The organism is Pirellulales bacterium (genome assembly GCA_035533075.1).
Lineage (GTDB): Bacteria > Planctomycetota > Planctomycetia > Pirellulales > JAICIG01 > DASSFG01.
The window spans coordinates 14,298-30,364 of record DATLUO010000209.1; the positions used below are offsets into that span (position 1 = coordinate 14,298).

The following is a 16,067-nucleotide window of genomic DNA, read 5'->3' on the forward strand; positions in this document are numbered from 1 at the left end:
GGCGCAATTTTGGATTTTGGATTTTGGATTTGGCCGCTGCACTAACCACTAACCACTAACCGCTAACCACTAACCACTAACCACTAACCACTCAAGCCCGTTCGAGCGCCTGGTCCAGGTCGGCGATCAGGTCCGACGCGTTCTCAATGCCGCAGGCCAGGCGAATCATGTTGTCGGGAATGCCAAAGCAGCGGCGCTCTTCGGGCGAACACTCATAGTAACTCATCACCAGCGGTTGTTCGATCAACGACTCCACGCCGCCCAAGCTGGGTCCGATGCGCGGAATGCGCACGGCATCAACCACGGCCGCGGTGCGCCGCCAATCGGCGTCGCGGACCAGAAACGTCACCAGCCCTCCGAAACCGCGCATCGTCCGCCGGGCAACTTCATAATGAGCGTGCGTCTCCAGCCCCGGATAATAGACCCTTTCGATCTTGGGGTGGTTCTCCAGAAAGCGGGCCACCGCCAGACCGTTTTCGTTGTGCCGCTGCATGCGCAGCTCGAACGTCTTCAGGCCGCGCAGCAGAAGCTGGATGTTGTGCGGCGAATTGATGGCCCCCAAAATGCCCCGCAGCTTGCGGACCGGCTCGATCTTTTCCGCCGAGCCGATAATGACCCCGGCCAGCAAGTCGTTGTGGCCGCCCAGGTACTTGGTGGCCGAATGCAACACGTAGTCGATGCCGGCCGCCAAGGGCCGCACGTTGTAGGGCGTGCCCAGCGTGGCGTCGATCAGCGTTTCGATGCCGTGCCGCTGGCCCAACGCGGCGTAGCGCTCCAAATCGACCACGCTCAGGTGCGGATTGGTCGGCGATTCGCTGACCAGCAGGCGCGTCTTGGGCGTGATGGCGGCTTCCATCGCTTCATAGTCGCAGGCCCGCACTTGCCGCGTGACGACGCCGAACCGCGAGAGGTGCTTGACGCAAAACTCGCGGCTGCGGTGGTAACACTCGTCGAAGAAGATGACCTCGTCTCCGGCGTTCAGCCGAGACATGAGCAGTCCGACGATGGCCGCCATGCCGGTCGAAAACAGCAGCGCCTCTTGCCCGCCTTCCATGGCGGCCAGCTTGCGCTCGACCACTTTCTCGCTGGGGTTGCCGTAGCGGCCGTATTCTTCGCGCGGCAGCTTCTTTTCGATGAAGTCGATGACGGCCTGGGTGTCGGCGAAGGTGTACGTCGACGAACAAAAGATCGGGTCGCTGATGGCGTTGGCCGGCTTCTGCCGCTCTTCGCCGGCGTGAATCGCCAGCGTCGAAGGTTGCCACCGCGAGGGGTCGCCGGAGGAATTCGGTGTCATCGGACTGTCTCAAGCTTGCTGTCGGACCGGTGCGAGACAGCGACGACTTGCAAAAAAAACGCGGACCCGCTACGAGGGCGGTCGCGGCTTACACGAGCTGTCGTTCGATCGCCAACTTCAAGTGCGTTGCCGCAGGCAGACCTCCGTGAGGCCCTGCGGCGGACTGGCGATGGCACTTTAGCAGGTGAAGGCTGCAAGCGGCCGCAAATCCCAATTGCCCCTGATTGTAGCCGCCGGCTTCGGTGCAATCAAGTCTTAACGAACCGCGAAATGACGACAGGCCCGTACTTTTCGCTCGCATTTGGCCCGCGAACCCGTCATATGGTTTGGACTCTCGGTTTCCTGCGCGGTAGCATTACAATAGGTGCGTGGCGGACATCCTTCCAAAATACGCAAAACGCTACGGTCCAGCGGCGGATGGTGCCAGGCAGGCGTTTTCGCATTATCAGAAGCATCACGGGATTAATCCAATTCTTGCGAGCGAAAGACTTGCACGAAATCAAAGAACGGATGGGCTATCCAGCGGATAGAAACGTCGTTTTCGACCGCACGGGGAATGTCTACGACCCGGATAGTCTTGAGTGGATTGGGAGTTTGACAGCCGGAGGTGCAAAATGAGTTCATCGCAATCTGTGTCGGCCAAACCGGCAGTGGGCAAGAAGGGCCGATTTGAACATGCGTTTGCGATCATCCGCTTTGATGAATTTGCACTGCCAGATAGTTCTCTGGAGAATTGCGTCGCCGTGACGGCAATCATGCCCGACATTGAATCGGCAGAGCGCGAGGTCGAACGATTGAACAAACAGGCCGCCAAAGGCGTGCGCTACCTGTGGCAGACGACGCGACTGAAGCAATCGGCGTTGCCAGAGAGCAAGTGGTCGCCAGAAAACAGGATAAGCGAGCGAGCGAAGGATATTTCTGCTGAGCCCGATCTATCACTCCGCGAATTCCTCGAATCCATCGCAGTTCCAGACTACATCTGGAAGGGGCTATCCGAGGGCGGCTTAGGGTTCCCTGCCTTCCGAGTTTTCGAGGTTTGCAAAAAGCCCTCTGAAATCGAGCGTGTTCAGCGGGGTGAAGTGCTTGCGAGCATCCTGGCGTCCCATGATACGGATTTTTCCGAGGTGGTTGGAGTCGGAAGTTTCGATTCAAAGAACCTGACGTGCTTCGCTTTCCGCGTATTTGACGACTTATGCCAGACGCCATTGCGACAAATGACCCCGCTGAAGATCGTTCAAAATCTTGCCGAACGGTTCGGGTTAGAGATATCGATCGGGGGGAGCTGCGGGAAATTCATCCTGGAGAAGCAGTTTGACATCCCAAGAATCCTGCGGCCTCGCACCCCAGAAGGCCAAGTCATCTCGGTTGAGGATCCGGCCGAACATTTCGTTCTTTGCACCACCTTCAAGTTGGTTCCCCCCAAGGTCGAAATCGCCCTGGCGTTTTGCATCGACACCGATAAGTACGGTGAATGGCTTGCCGCCCATTAGAGCCTCGCATCGCGGGCACTCCACATAATGAGCGACCTACGGCATCCTGTCGCTCTTCTCGTTCCGGCTGCCGCCCGCAACCGTGGCAGGGAGGCGGCGACCTCGCGGGATTAGTGTTGCATTCTCGCCCAACTCACTAATAGCCCACATCCTCGCTTGCGGCCCCTTGCCCCGCTTCCCACGGTCCGTAATGTTAGAGATGAGGGGCCCAATTCCAGGCAGACCGCGGTTTTGCGCGGAGGAGAGTGATCATGTTGACGAAGTTGGTGCTGGCGACGTTGGTGGTGGGCGGGCTGGCGGCCGAAGTGCGGGCGGCCGATACGCCGCTCTCGGTAAAAGCGCAGCCCGTCGTGTGGCGCGGCGGTTATCGCTTTCGCAGCTATCCGGCCCGCACGGGCAACGACTCTGCGTATCGCGGTTCGCGTAGCTACGGCAATCGCGGATGGACCGGGCGAACGTCTGCGCTCGATTATCCGCCGTGGACCCAGCCCTACGTGACTCGGACCAACCAATGGAACAAGTACCCCAACCAGCCCTACTACCTGCGCGGCGAGCGCAAGTCGTTGCTGATTCTGCCGTAAGGCGTGTTTATCTGACGCCCGCCATGCTGGTTAAGCCCAGCGGTTCGCGGCTGAAAAACGGTTCGCCGTAGTCGGCGTTGATGGTACCGCCCCAGTAGGCGGCCTGATCGCGCCAGCGGTCGAGGAAGGTGGGCGGCCCGGTGGGGCGGCCCACAATGAACTGGCTGGCGTAACATTCGATCGCCGCCCGCTTGCGGTCCCAGTAGCGGCTGATGTCGAGCACGAACGACGGCGGAACCACCAGTTTGATGTGGACGCCGAAGTAGTAGAAAATCCGCTCGGGATGGTGCGGCCCGCCGGGCAAGTCGCTTTTGGTCAGCTTTGCCCAGAAGCGCGCCGCCTCGACCAACTCGGTGGCCGCCACGTGGTCGGGGTGCGAGTCGACCCAATACGGCGCGAAGAGCCACCGCGGCCGCGTCTGCCGAATGACGCCCGCCAACTGCGCCCGTGCGTCGAGCGTCGCTTCCAAACGGCGATTGGGCAGGCCCAAGTTCTCGCGCCACGCGACACCGAGCATCTGTGTGGCGGCGGCCGTTTCGCGGGCACGAATCTCAGGGCTGCCATGCGGCGTCGGCTCGCCGTCGGTCAGGTCGAGAATGCCCACCCGCCAACCGTCGGCGATCAAACACATGATGGCCCCCGCCATGCCCAGTTCGGCATCGTCGGGGTGCGGCGCGATTACCAGGACGTCGAGCATGCGCAAACCGATGAAGCGGGCCCAGTGTTGGAACGATTGGCTGGACTGCAACAGGTTATTCCTCTTGAGGCGGTTCGGCAAGCCCCTGGCGGCAACCGCCTGTAACACGCGGATGAGATCGGTCGATGCGGGAGAAGCGCCTGCAACCACGTTCAGCTCGACCGTGCGGCGGCGATCAAATCCGCGGCGCTTTGGGAAAGAAGCTCTGCTGCTACCTGTTCGCCGATCTTGGCGGCGTCGCCGGGCGGGCCATCGCACTCGGCCCTAATCCTTCGGGACCCGTCGGCGCTAAGCACCACTCCGCGCAAGCGGAGTGTGCCCGCCACCACCTCGGCCTTGGCGGCGACCGGCGCCAAACAGCCGGCCCGCAAGGCCGCCAGCATCGCCCGCTCAGCCACGACCGCCGCCCGCGACGCGAAATCGTCGAGCGGCACCAGCGCCGCTTTCAACTCCGCGTCGGCGGTGCGGATTTCGATTCCCAGCGCGCCCTGGCCGACCGCGGGCAGCATCAACGCTTCGGGCAAAACCTCCGTGATGTGCGACGCCAGCCCCAAGCGCACCAGGCCGGCTTGTGCCAGAACCAAAGCGTCGTATTGGCCTTCCGCCAGCTTGCGCAGCCGCGTGTCGACGTTGCCGCGCACGTCGAACATTTTCAGATCGGGCCGAGCGTGCCAAAGCTGCGCCCGTCGGCGCAAGCTGCCGGTGCCGATGGCGGCGCCCTGCGGCAAGTCAGCAAACGAGGAGGAGGCGCGGCTCACCAGCACGTCGGCTGTCGCCTCGCGCGGAGGCACGGCGCCCAGATCCAGCCCGGCGACGGCGTCCGTCGGCAGGTCTTTCAGGCTGTGAACGGCCAGGTCGATCTCCTCGCGCAGCAAGGCCCGTTGCAGTTCTTTGGTAAACACGCCTTGCCCGCCGATGGCTCCCAGCGACGCCGACTGCTCCTGGTCGCCGCGTGTGGAGAGCGTCACCAGCGCCACGTTGTGGCCCAGCTTGCGGAGCTCGCCGGCCACCCACTCAGCCTGCCAGCGGGCCAACGGGCTGGCGCGCGTTCCCAGACGCAGCAATCGGGCGGCAGTCATGAGCGGGCCGCTTCCATCGAATCGGCCCTCGGCAACTGGTGCGGCGGCACCACCACGCCGCAGCTTATCAGGAACTGCAGGGCCTGGTCGATCGTCAGGTCAAGGTCGATGGTTTCGCTCTTGGGCACGGTCACGATGTAGCCCGTCACCGACATGGGCGACGAGGGAATCATCAACGAAACCATGGGCTCGCCCGTCGTGGAGCGGATGTCCATCAGGCTCTCGCCGGTGACGAAGCCCAGCGCCCAGACGCCTTTGCGCGGGTATTCGACGGCCACCACCCGCTTATAGCCGAGTTCCCGTTCGTTGAACATGAAATCGGTCATCTGCTTGACCGAATCATAGACGTTTCGCACCAGCGGCACGCGGTGGATGCCGCGCTCGACGAGGTTCCAGAGCATGCGGCCCAGGCCCGCCCCCAGCAGTTTGCCCAGCACATACAGGACCAGCATGAAAACGCAGATAAACAGCGGGATGACCCGGTGCGGCTGCAAGTAGTGCAGCTCGACGTATCGCCGGTACACCTGCCGCAGGTTGCCGCTGGCGATGACGCCTTCGGGGTTGTCTTTGATCAGCTCCAGCTTGACGGTTTCCGGCACGTAGGTGCCGCTGGGCAGCCGCACGTAGCGTTCGCCGGTGGGGAGACTGATTTCCGGCGATTGGTTGGAGACCTGCCGGGCCACGTCGGGATGGGCAAGCCGATTGGCGTCTTGCCGCGCCCAGTACCAGGCCAGCGCGTTGCGCGTGCCTTCCGTGACCGGCTCCAAGGCATACTGTTTAATGGTTCCGCCGACCCAAAGAAAAATGACCACCGTCAGCAGCGGCGGCAGCACGACGCCCAGCCCGCTCAAGATGGCCCGCTGGAACGGGTAAAGCCGCGAACGCGGTCGACGAGCTTGGCGGGCATTTCGCATAGGCCGACGGAGGAGCGGAAAAGGCGATCGTTCAAACTTTCAATTATATCCGATCGCGGCGGGCGGTTGAAAGTTGCCTACTTTGACGCCGCCGGGCCAAATTCTCCTTTTTGATCTTTTTGCACCCCCCCAACCAATGCAAAAGCCGACATGTACCCGCCGGGCGAAGTTTCACGCAAACCCAGCTTGACCTCGCTTGCGTAATAGGCATAGCATAGGCCACTTTTTGCGAGCTTATTAACGGACCGGTGGCTCTCCGTGAGTCTCAAACGGTTTCCCCCTGGCGCTGCGCTCTGGGCCGTGTTGGCCTTGGCGCTGGCGCTGCGCCTAGCGGCGGCCCTGTGGTGGCAAGCGCGGCTGGGGCCGGGCCAGCAGTTCTATTTCGGCGACAGCGACGCCTATTGGGTGTTGGCGAAGCAAATCGCCCACGGGCAACCGTTTCAGTATGGCTCGCCCGACGCGCGCATCTTTCGCATGCCCGGTTATCCCGCCTTGCTTTCGGCGATGTTGTGGCTGTTCGGCGACGAGATGCCGGTGATCTACGCCCGGTCGCTAAGCGCCTTGCTCGGCACCGCGGCCGTGGCGGCGGTGTACGCCCTGGCGGCAGCGTTGTTCGACCGGCGGACCGCGTTGCTGGCCGCCCTGGCCGCGGCCTGCTATCCCGGCGCCATCGCCATGAGCATCTTCGTGCTGAGCGAAGCGCCGTTCTGTCCGCTTTATCTGGCGCAACTCGCCGCTTGGGTGAAAGGCTGGCACTGCGACGACGCCCGGCGCCGGCTTGCCTGGGCGGTCGCGTCGGGCCTGCTCGGCGGGCTGGCCACGCTCATGCGTCCCGATTGGTTGCTGTTCGTTCCATTTGCCGCGGTGATCGGACTATTCATAGCACAGCGCACTTCCGGCGGATGCCAAGCGGAGGATGGCCTTCCTAGGCCGTCTAGTGACAGACGCGACGGCCTAGGAAGGCCATCCTCCGGAGACGTGCAACCCTGGCTGCGGCACCTGAAGCTTGCGCTCGTAATGTCGCTGGCCGTGGCGGCGGTCATGACGCCGTGGTGGTGGCGAAACTTTGGAATTTACGGCCGGTTCATACCCACCACGTTGCAAGTGGGAGCGAGTCTCTACGACGGGCTGAACCCCCGCGCCACCGGCGCCAGCGAGATGTCGTTCTGCGCCGAATTCGTGCAGCAGGAAAACCGCGCTGCGCCGGAAGCAAACGACCTGGAGTATCGCGTCGACCGGCGGTTGTGGCACGCGGCGATCGAATGGGCGACGGCCAACCCCGCGAGCGTCGTCAGGTTGGCGGGAATCAAATTCGTCCGCCTATGGAACCCTTGGCCCAACGATCCGCAACGTCGCGGCGGCTTGCTGTCGTTCATCACGGCGGCAACGTTCTTGCCGGCCATCGTCCTGGCAATCATGGGCATCTGGCGTTCGCGCCGCGATGCCTGGCCGGCCGCTCTGGCCTGGTTGCCGGCCATTTACCTCACGTCGCTGCACCTGATTTTCGTAAGCTCCATACGGTATCGCGAGCCGCCGATGCTCGCTCTGTTGATTTTTGCGGCGGCCGCCATCACGCGAGGGAATCAGCCATCGTCCGCCCGGTAGCGCGAATCTGCTGGAGATCGTTCAAATGGTCGGTGCTGCTGATCGCAGTCGCGGCGGCCATCGGAGTGCCGTTGGCCTGGCACCGCTTCGACGACGAAGTTCGCCGCCGCGTCGAGGCGAAAATCGCCGAGCATTATCCGGCGCTGATCGTCGGCGTTCGCTCGGCGCGGTTCTCGGTTGGCAAAGGCATCGAGATTCGCGGCCTCTCGATCGCCGAGCCGAACGTGTCCGGGGCGACCGCCGAACTGGTCTATGTGGAAGAGTTGTTCTTGGAAGGCGACACCGAGTGGCAAGAACTGCTGCAAGGAGAGCTGCGGATCAGCCGCGTCGTTTTTCGGCGGCCGACGCTGCGCATCGCCCACCGGCCCGACGGCTCGTGGAGCGCGGCGAAGCTGCTCCCCTTGCCCCGCCTGAGCAAGGATCCGCCCCGCGGCACGTTCGAGAACGGCGTCATCGAAATCCTCGATCCGCTCAAACAGCAAGGCGGTTCGCTGATCGTGCGCGACGCACAGCTCGATTTCGAGCCGGCTCAGCCGTCGGCGCCGGCCTCGGCGGGATCCATCGCGGCGGAAGCGCCGGCACCGCTGCGCGTCTATGGCCACTTCGGCGCCGACCACGTCGAACGTGTCGAGGTCGATGCCACGCTGGTGCCGTCGGGAGCGGCGTGGTCGGTGACCGGGAATATCGACGGCCTCGACTTTTCGCCGGAATTTGTCCGGGCATTGCCGGCCGTGCTGTCGCGGCGGCTGGCCGAGGTCGGTTCGCTGCGCTGCGAGGTGCAGGGGCGATTTCGATTGGCGCGCGCGGCGGATGCCCAGGCCGGTCTCGAGTTCGACGTCCGCGGCCAGCTCAACCGCGGCCGCATCGACGACCCGCGCCTGCCGTATCCGCTCACCGACCTGCGGGCGGCGTTTCATGCCGACAACCAGGCGTTGGCCCTCACCGACGTGACCGCGCGCAACGGTCAGACGACGCTGGCCCTCGAACTGCACCGCCAGGGCTACGTCAAGCAAAGTCCCTACACCCTGCTGGCCCGCAGCCGCCGCATGGTGTTCGACAAGCAGCTCCGCTCCATCCTGCCGCTCGACTGGCAGTGCGAGTGGCACAAAGTGATGCCGGCGGGCGAGTTCGACGCCGAATTCAAGCTCGTTTTCGACGGGCGGCAGTTCAGGCCCGAACTGACCATCGTCTGTAAAAACGCCTCGTTTTCGTTCTACAAGTTTCCCTACCGCCTGGAACGCACGACCGGCCGCGTCGAGCTGATCGACAGCCTGCTCAAGCTCGACCTGAAGGCCTTCAGCGAAGGCGAGGAGGTGCGGATCTTCGGCGAGTTCCGCAACCCCGGCCCGCAGGCGGTGGGCCGGGTCAACGTTTCGGGCGACAACATCCGCCTCGACGAAAAGCTCTTCCTGGCCTTGAGCGACGGCGGCCGCCGCATCGTCCGCTCGCTCAATCCGCGGGGCACGTTCAACGTCGCGTTCGACCTGTGGCACGGCGGCGAATCGCCGCCGCGGGTCCATAAAAAACTCAGTCTGTCGCTCAACCGCTGCTCGCTCAGGTATGAGCCGTTTCCGTATCCGCTCGACAACATCCGCGGCACCATCGCCATGGAAGACGACGTCTGGGACTTCAAAGACCTGGAAGGCACCAACGGCACCGCGACGGTGGAATGTCACGGACGGCTGGTTCCACGGGCGGCGGGCCACGACCTTTCGCTCCATTTCTACGGCAAGGCCGTCGCCCTGGAAGACGAACTGCGCGACGCCCTGGCCGTGCAAAGCGCCGGCGCCGCGCGCTTCTGGCACGACCTTCATCCGCGAGGATTCATGAACGTCGATGCCGTGTTGCACTGCGCCGCGGGCCAGCGCAAGCCGGAAGTCGCGGTCACCCTGCAGCCTTTGTACGGGTCCGACGGCAACACCGCCGTTTCCATCGAGCCGACCCACTTTCCGTATCGCCTGGAAAAGTTCCGCGGCATCTTCCGCTATGAAAAAGGCAAGGTCACGCTCGAAAACGTCCGCGCCGAGCACCGCGGCACGCGGCTCTCCGCGGCCGGCGAGTGCCTGCTGGACGGCGAGGGCGGGTGGCAGCTCGTGTTTCAGCGGTTGGAGGTCGAACGGCTCAGGGCCGACCGCGACCTGGTGCAGGCCCTGAGCGGCGGGCTGAAGCGCGCCGTGACGGAGCTGTCGCCGCGCGGGCCGGTGAACGTGCGCGGCACGCTCGGCCTGGCCAACAACGGACGGACGACGGGTCTGACCGCACAGTGGAACGTGAGCGTCGAGGCGCATCAATTGGCCGTCGACTGCGGCATCGAGCTGGAAAACATCTTCGGCGCGGTGCGGCTCTGGGGATCGTTCGACGGCCAGCGGTTCGTCTCCAACGGCGAGCTGAGCCTCGACTCGATGACGTACAAGAACTTCCAGTTCACGGAGTGCCTGGGACCGTTTTGGCTCGACGATCGCGTGGCGCGGTTGGGCCGCGACTCCGATCGCCAGCGCGGCACGACGGCCGGCCGGCCGATCACTGCCAGGCTTCTCGGCGGCACGATCATGCTTGGGGGCCGCGTCAACTTCGGGCCCCGGCCCCGCTATTCGGTCTATGCGACTTTGGCCGGCGCCGATCTGGCCCGCTGCGGCCAGGAAGCAATTGCCGGCCAGCAGCGGCTCAGCGGGCTGGTTTCCGCCGAGGTCGATCTGCACGGCACCGGCCGCGGCATCCACCATCTCGGCGGCCGCGGCTCCGTCGAGTTGCGCGACGCCAAGGTGTTCGAGCTGCCGGTGATGCTGGCCCTGTTGAAGACGCTCAGCGGCCGCTTGCCCGACACGACGGCCTTCAATACCGCCGACGTCGACTTTCGTATCGAAGGCGAACACGTGTACTTGAACAAAGTCAACTGCAACGGCGACGCCGTCAGTTTACGGGGACGCGGCGAGATGAATCTCGACCGTTCCATCCGGCTTTCGTTTTACGCCAAATTGGGCCGCGGCGAGGGGCCATTTCCGCTGTTCGACAAGGTGCTCAGCGCAGCCAGCCAGCAAATTATGCAAATCCAAGTACACGGCACACTCGACAATCCCATTACGCAAAGGACCGTGCTTCCCAACGTCGAAGAGGCCATGCGGCTGTTCCAGGCCGATACGGTTATGCCGGCGCCGGTTGTTCCGCGGGGCGTCGGCCGGGCCACCGCCGCACCGCAAACAAGGTAGGGTTGAGTATGAGCATCGGTCCCACGACTTTCGCGGCGAGCCTGGCGGCCACAACGCTGAATCCGGCGCGCGGCGGCGACACCGAACGGGCGCAACACGATGCGGCCGCCAAGGAGCGGCAGATCGAAGGCGATCGCAAGGCCGAGAGCGCCGCCGGCGTCGGCACCACCGAAGGAGATGAAGCCGCCTCCGACCGCGACGCCGACGGCCGCCGCCTGTGGGAGAAACCGCCCCAAGGCAAAGGCGCCGATGACGCCGACGATGAAACGGAACTCCCTCCGGTGAAAGACCTCACCGGGCAAAGCGGCTCGCTGCTCGATCTGACCGGGTAACTTGCAGCGGAGATTACACTTTACGCGGCCGAGAATGAGACATGGGCGGTGGCTGGGGCAGAGCCTGGCCAGGTGGAGGCTGGCACTTCGTTCATCTCGGCGGACAGGCGATGACCCGGTGCGTCCAACCGGGGCATCGCTTGGCCGCCACGCTGTTGAAGGGCGCCAGCCGCTGTCTGGCCAAGCTCTGCCCCAGCCACCGCTTTTGCTGGAGCAAAAATGTCTCATTCTCGGCCGCGTGAAGGAGATATCCTTGACGCCGCCAGACTGCCGAGCTTAGGATGACCACCGGCCAAATTTCGGCAAGTCTGCCGATCGATCGCACATCACGGCGCCCGCGCCTGTAACCACGATCGCGCATGACTTCCCTTTTCCGTGGGCGTCCTCGGTTCGATCTAGCGCGAAGGAGACAGAAAGATGCGATTTGTATTCACGCTCGCGGCCATCGCCGCGATGTCCTATGCCTTGCCATGTCGGGCGGAAGAGCCGGCGGGCGAGACGGCACGCGGCCTGCCGGCCGACGCGAACACGGCCAGCCTGGCCGACCTGATCTCGCCGCTGGTGGCTCGCGAGCTGGCTTTTGAACTTGAGCTTGCCGCGCGGGACGACGACGAGGAGGACGACGACCGTGGCGAGCACCGCGGTCGGCGCGAGCGCGAGCGACGGGCCTCCGACCGCCGCGAGGGCGAGCGGCGTGAGGGTGACCGCCGCGACGAGGGCGAGCATCGCGAGGGGCACGATCGCGGCCCCGGCCCGCATCCGGGCCCCGGTATGCACCACGCGGGCCCCGGTGGCCCGCAGCACCATCCGGGAGCACATGGATTCGGTGGACCCGGCGGGCCGGAACACCATCCAGGCGCGCCAGGCTTCGGAGGTCCCGGCGGGCCGGGTCACCACCCCGGCGGCCCGGTTCCTCCGCCGCCGCACGAGGGTCATCCTCACACGATCATGGTTCACGTCTTTTTGCATCACGATTTTGGCGGAGCGCCGGCGGTCATGATGCGTGGCATGATGGGCGGACGCCAGCGGCAAGGCGAAATGCGCGGTCCTCCACCGCCCCGCCGCGAACCGCGCGGCGAGGATGAAGAAGACGAAGATGACGACCGCGAAGCTGACGAAAACAACCGTGGCGAGTCGGACGAGGATGCCGAGATCGAATCGCTGCGCGACGAGGTGGCCTCGCTGCGAAAAGAACTGGGGGAGCTATCGGGCCTCGTCCGCCAGTTGGTAAGCGAACGGAAGTAGGCCGGCGCTGGTCCCACCCTACGCTTACTGTTCCGGCTTGAACTCCGCGAGCCTATAACCGCTTTCGCCGTTCCAGACGTATAGCACGCCGTCGCGACCGCCGCCGAAGACCAACCGGCCGTCGCTGGTGGCCGCCATTGATGAACTGTCGGAATCCGACAGTTCTGCCCGGCGACTTGCGTCAATAACTGACCAAGGCCAGCCAGGCCACGCCGCCGGCCGTGGTCAACAGAGTCAAGGGCACGCCGACCTTCAGGTATTCGCAGAAGCCGACCTCGATGCCGGACCGGCGGGCACTTTCCACCACGATCAAATTGGCCACCGAGCCGAGCAGCGTCAGATTGCCGGCCAATGTGCTCGACATGGCCAGCGCCAGCCAGGCCTGCTCGCGCTGAGGAATCGCCTCGATCAACGGCTTGAAGAGCAGCACCGCCGGCACGTTCGACACCAGGTTCGACAGTGCCACCGACAGCGCGCTGACCAACACCACGGGCGAACGCCGCAACCCCTGCCATTGGTCCAGGCCCCAGTCGTGAACGACGTTGACCTCGAAAGCGCGCACCACGACGAACAAGCCGGCGAACATCACCAGTAGCGGCCAGTCGACGATGCGGTAAACCTTTTCGGGCCGCGTCCGGTCGACCATCAACAGCCCGGCGGCGGCCAGCGCCACCAGGGCGATCGGCTTGCCGGCGAAAAACAGCACCACCGTGCCCAGCGTGACGACGACGCTCTTGACGAGCAGGTGGCGATGGACGCGAGCACGGCGCGGAGCATCTGGGACACGGATATCCCAGACTTGCCCAAGCTGATTGCGGTAGACCATCGCGACGATCAAGAAAACCAGCACGAGTCCACCAAGGGCGATGGGAAAAAGCCTGACGCAGAACCGCAGGTAGGAGATGCCCGACAGCGAGCCGATGATCATGTTCTGCGGATTTCCCGTGATCGTGGCCACGGAGCCGACGTTCGACGCGGTGGCCAGGCCGATCAGGTAGGGCAGCGGCGGCCGGCGGAGGCGGCGGCAAAGATCGAGCACCAGCGGCGTCATGGCCACGCAGACCACGTCGTTGACCAGAAACGCCGACAAGACGCCCGACAGGCCGACCGTCATGGCCAGCAGCGTCTTTGGCCCACTGAAATGCTGCGCGACCAGTTCCGTCGCCAGGGCGAAAAAGCCGGACAGCTTGAGATAGGCCACCACGATCATCATGCCGAACAAGAGCACGAGCGTCTCGTAATCGACGGCCCGCGCGGCCTGGTGCAGGTCGAGAATGCCGGCCGCCAGCATGGCCGCCGCGCCCACCAGGGCGATGCCCGCCCGGTCGATCCGCAGGCCGGGGATTTTGCCGACGGCCAGCCCGAGATAGGTGAGCGCGAAAATGGCCGTGGTGATGGGCGCGGCGGAATCAGGGGTCGTCATGACGGCTTTCTCCATAAACTCCGGCGATGTCCGCGCCGGCACATTCCAGCGCGATCGCGGCGGGCGGCGCTTGCTCATCAGCCGCTGCCGGCCCGACCTGGGCCTGGAGTTTAGGCCGTAGAGTTTCGGGCACAAACGCCATCAGCGTCAATGTCGAAATGCCGCCCACGATGGCCAACGCTCCGAACAGGCCCCGGTATCCCAGCACATCGACGAACTGGGCCGCCACCGCCGGTCCCAGGGCCGAACCGAACACCAACGACGTGCCGACGATGGCCTGAGCTTCGCTGACCCGCCGCGCGTCGCCCAGCCGGTCCGTCACCCAGGCGCCCGCCAGAACCGAGAACAGTCCGCTGGCCACCCCGTCGAGCACTTGCACCGCCACCACCTGCCAGCTTTCTTCGGCGATGGCCAAAAGAACCAACCGAACGGACATCGCCATCCATCCCACGACGAGCAGCGGCCGTCGGCCGATGCGGTCGGCCAGGCGTCCCGCGGGCCGGGCAAGCACCGCCCACGCGATCATGCTCACCACAAACGAATAGGAGAGTACGCGCATGGGCGCTTCCAGATCGCGATTCAAGAACAACCCCAGATAGACGCCGGCCGGGGCGTTGCAAAAATGGAACAGCACCATGACGGCGATGAACGCCCACAGCGCTCGGTCGTAGCCGCCGCGCGGACGTTTCGCTTCCATCCTCATTGCGGCGGTGGCTGGGGCAAAGCCGCGCACGACCGGCGCGTTTTCGACCAGCGGTCCTCCGCCGCGATGCCCCGGACCCTGAATCAGCAAGCCGCACACCACCGCCAGGCATTGCACCACGGCCAGCCAAACGAGCACCGAGCCGACGCCGTATCGTTCGGCCCACAGACCGCCCATCAGTGCCACCACCACCACGCCGGCCGGGCGAAAGAACCGCAGCGCACCCAGGGCCGATCCAACGTGTTCGGGCGAGGCCATCGAGGCCGCTTCGGCCCCGGAAAGGCTTTCGACCACCGCGCGGCAGATTCCGTTTTCAGCAAACAGCACCACCAGCAGTCCCAGCCAAATCGCGCCGTGCGCGCCCGGCAGCAACACCGTCGATATCGCCAGCAGGGCCAGGGCCACGATCAGAAAGGGTTTTCGCCATTGAAACCGGTCTGCCAAAAGACCGATGGGAAACTGGGCCAGCGCGGTCAAGGCGGCCAGCGTCGAGACCATCCCGATCTCTCCGTCGGCCAGTCCCTTCTGGCTTAAATAGAGAGGCAAGAACGGCAGCGTAAAGCCGATGCCCGACATGCCGAACAGATACGCGCCGTAGAGTCCAATGCGGTTGCGCAGGGTCATAGGTCATCCAAGCGAAAGCGATGTTGTTCCCAGTGTGCGAAGCACTTCGCAATCGACATGCCTTGAAGGCGGGACCGTTGCGACGCCGCGGAATTGCGGGGAGTTGCGCCACCGCGTCGCATTGGGACAGCACGCAGTGGGCAGGATCCTCTCGCCCAGCCGGGAGATATTCGCCCAACGTTCTGACTAGCAGAAGTTCGTGCTCTTGACCGGCGGCCAGCAGACCGACGACAATGACGAAAGTGGAATTCGCCAACCGAAAAGCTCTCGACATTTCTGGACATTCTTGGGAAGAACCTACGTTCGACAAGGAAGCAAATCGAAATACATTACATCTCTACCTCCTCCCCCAAGCTTTGCTTGGCGCGATCCCGTTTAGCGGCTCTGCGGGCGGCATAACCGCTTCCATGCGCGGCGGCAGCGATCGCCGGCTTTTTTCTCCCTGACGATTGCCTCTCGGCTGTTGCAGCCCGCCGCGACGGCGGTAAATTGGTGATCGCCGCCAAGCCGAGACAATCTCGTACACGCGGCCCTGCGCGGCATACGGCTTGGCGGCCCAATCGCGCGGGGCCGTACTCGTAGCGGTCTGATCGAGTCAGAAAAAGGGCCAGAACAATTTTAAACTCGTTGAACTAAGCCGCTGCGCGGCAGACCGCAAGCGGCGGTAAAGCATCATGGCCCGGCTTGGAATGGCCGGGCTTTTTCATGCGCAGGGGTGTCGGCGGCCAAGGGAGGCAGAATGGAGGTTTGTGTCGGACTTTCCATTTCCACCCCTTTCCCCAAGGAGCTGCTGACATGACTCCCCTGCGCGAGCGCATGATCCGTGAACTCGAACTGCAACGCAAGTCCCCCCTCACCGTGGACGCCTACGTCA

At 64.2% G+C, this 16,067-nt stretch carries 15 protein-coding genes; 8 read left to right on the top strand and 7 right to left on the bottom strand.

The annotated features are described in order from the left end of the window. Positions 1-91: 91 nt before the first annotated feature. On the bottom strand, positions 92-1,294 hold the full coding sequence (locus VNH11_26840; GenBank protein ID HVA50012.1) for an aminotransferase class I/II-fold pyridoxal phosphate-dependent enzyme: 1,203 nt from the start codon (positions 1,292-1,294) through the stop codon (positions 92-94). Between the two features lie 614 nt (positions 1,295-1,908). On the opposite strand from VNH11_26840, the gene VNH11_26845 reads away from it, so the two are divergent. Then, a complete protein-coding gene (locus tag VNH11_26845) occupies positions 1,909-2,784 on the top strand; it encodes a hypothetical protein (GenBank protein HVA50013.1) in 876 nt (291 codons plus the stop codon). Positions 2,785-3,035: 251 nt separating this feature from the next. After that, entirely contained in the window at positions 3,036-3,365 is a 330-nt protein-coding gene (locus VNH11_26850; protein ID HVA50014.1) for a hypothetical protein, read from the top strand. Between the two features lie 7 nt (positions 3,366-3,372). Here VNH11_26850 and bshB1 read toward each other — a convergent pair whose 3' ends face one another. From bshB1 to VNH11_26865, 3 genes are all read right to left on the bottom strand, one after another. Further along, positions 3,373-4,062: a bacillithiol biosynthesis deacetylase BshB1 gene (bshB1, locus tag VNH11_26855; GenBank protein ID HVA50015.1), complete on the bottom strand. Its 690-nt coding sequence runs from the start codon at positions 4,060-4,062 to the stop codon at positions 3,373-3,375. A gap of 152 nt (positions 4,063-4,214) precedes the next feature. Then, on the bottom strand, positions 4,215-5,141 hold the full coding sequence (gene hemC, locus VNH11_26860) for a hydroxymethylbilane synthase (protein HVA50016.1): 927 nt from the start codon (positions 5,139-5,141) through the stop codon (positions 4,215-4,217). After that, on the bottom strand, positions 5,138-6,055 hold the full coding sequence (locus VNH11_26865; protein HVA50017.1) for a DUF502 domain-containing protein: 918 nt from the start codon (positions 6,053-6,055) through the stop codon (positions 5,138-5,140). The genes hemC and VNH11_26865 overlap by 4 nt, the downstream gene beginning before the upstream one ends. Before the next feature lie 258 nt (positions 6,056-6,313). Between VNH11_26865 and VNH11_26870 the strand changes: the two genes are divergently transcribed. The 5 genes from VNH11_26870 (at position 6,314) to VNH11_26890 (ending at position 12,443) form a co-directional block, all read left to right on the top strand. Continuing rightward, entirely contained in the window at positions 6,314-7,660 is a 1,347-nt protein-coding gene (locus VNH11_26870) for a glycosyltransferase family 39 protein (GenBank protein ID HVA50018.1), read from the top strand. Between the two features lie 32 nt (positions 7,661-7,692). Then, positions 7,693-10,866 (top strand): AsmA-like C-terminal region-containing protein, encoded by a 3,174-nt coding sequence (locus tag VNH11_26875; protein ID HVA50019.1) that lies wholly within the window; start codon positions 7,693-7,695, stop codon positions 10,864-10,866. An 8-nt stretch (positions 10,867-10,874) separates the two neighbouring features. Next, entirely contained in the window at positions 10,875-11,198 is a 324-nt protein-coding gene (locus VNH11_26880) for a hypothetical protein (GenBank protein ID HVA50020.1), read from the top strand. 110 nt (positions 11,199-11,308) lie between these two features. After that, positions 11,309-11,440, top strand: a complete 132-nt coding sequence (locus VNH11_26885) for a hypothetical protein (GenBank protein ID HVA50021.1) — start codon at positions 11,309-11,311, stop codon at positions 11,438-11,440. 175 nt (positions 11,441-11,615) lie between these two features. After that, positions 11,616-12,443, top strand: a complete 828-nt coding sequence (locus VNH11_26890) for a hypothetical protein (GenBank protein ID HVA50022.1) — start codon at positions 11,616-11,618, stop codon at positions 12,441-12,443. A gap of 181 nt (positions 12,444-12,624) precedes the next feature. On the opposite strand, the gene VNH11_26895 is transcribed toward VNH11_26890, so the two are convergent. Together VNH11_26895 and VNH11_26900 are read right to left on the bottom strand one after the other, a co-directional pair. Next, positions 12,625-13,866 carry an anion transporter gene (locus VNH11_26895; GenBank protein HVA50023.1) on the bottom strand — a complete coding sequence of 414 codons (1,242 nt, stop codon included), beginning with the start codon at positions 13,864-13,866 and terminating at the stop codon, positions 12,625-12,627. Further along, the gene (locus VNH11_26900; protein HVA50024.1) at positions 13,853-15,193 is read right to left on the bottom strand and encodes an MFS transporter; all 1,341 of its coding nucleotides are present in this window, start codon (positions 15,191-15,193) and stop codon (positions 13,853-13,855) included. Before VNH11_26900 ends, VNH11_26895 begins: the two co-directional genes overlap by 14 nt. Positions 15,194-15,426: 233 nt before the next feature. Between VNH11_26900 and VNH11_26905 the strand changes: the two genes are divergently transcribed. Then, on the top strand, positions 15,427-15,639 hold the full coding sequence (locus VNH11_26905; GenBank protein HVA50025.1) for a hypothetical protein: 213 nt from the start codon (positions 15,427-15,429) through the stop codon (positions 15,637-15,639). Positions 15,640-15,865: 226 nt separating this feature from the next. Here the strand turns inward: VNH11_26905 and VNH11_26910 are convergent. Then, on the bottom strand, positions 15,866-16,067 hold a 202-nt coding region (locus tag VNH11_26910), incomplete at its 5' end, for a hypothetical protein (GenBank protein HVA50026.1).

What these genes read in the sequence shown, in the direction of transcription:
- bshB1 (HVA50015.1), bottom strand. Translation starts at nt 4,062, where the DNA reads ATGCTCGACGTCCTGGTAATCGCGCCGCACCCCGACGATGCCGAACTG.
- VNH11_26840 (HVA50012.1), bottom strand. Translation starts at nt 1,294, where the DNA reads ATGACACCGAATTCCTCCGGCGACCCCTCGCGGTGGCAACCTTCGACG.
- VNH11_26865 (HVA50017.1), bottom strand. Translation starts at nt 6,055, where the DNA reads ATGCGAAATGCCCGCCAAGCTCGTCGACCGCGTTCGCGGCTTTACCCG.
- VNH11_26845 (HVA50013.1), top strand. Translation starts at nt 1,909, where the DNA reads ATGAGTTCATCGCAATCTGTGTCGGCCAAACCGGCAGTGGGCAAGAAG.
- VNH11_26905 (HVA50025.1), top strand. Translation starts at nt 15,427, where the DNA reads ATGACGAAAGTGGAATTCGCCAACCGAAAAGCTCTCGACATTTCTGGA.
- hemC (HVA50016.1), bottom strand. Translation starts at nt 5,141, where the DNA reads ATGACTGCCGCCCGATTGCTGCGTCTGGGAACGCGCGCCAGCCCGTTG.
- VNH11_26890 (HVA50022.1), top strand. Translation starts at nt 11,616, where the DNA reads ATGCGATTTGTATTCACGCTCGCGGCCATCGCCGCGATGTCCTATGCC.
- VNH11_26885 (HVA50021.1), top strand. Translation starts at nt 11,309, where the DNA reads ATGACCCGGTGCGTCCAACCGGGGCATCGCTTGGCCGCCACGCTGTTG.
- VNH11_26900 (HVA50024.1), bottom strand. Translation starts at nt 15,193, where the DNA reads ATGACCCTGCGCAACCGCATTGGACTCTACGGCGCGTATCTGTTCGGC.
- VNH11_26880 (HVA50020.1), top strand. Translation starts at nt 10,875, where the DNA reads ATGAGCATCGGTCCCACGACTTTCGCGGCGAGCCTGGCGGCCACAACG.
- VNH11_26850 (HVA50014.1), top strand. Translation starts at nt 3,036, where the DNA reads ATGTTGACGAAGTTGGTGCTGGCGACGTTGGTGGTGGGCGGGCTGGCG.
- VNH11_26895 (HVA50023.1), bottom strand. Translation starts at nt 13,866, where the DNA reads ATGACGACCCCTGATTCCGCCGCGCCCATCACCACGGCCATTTTCGCG.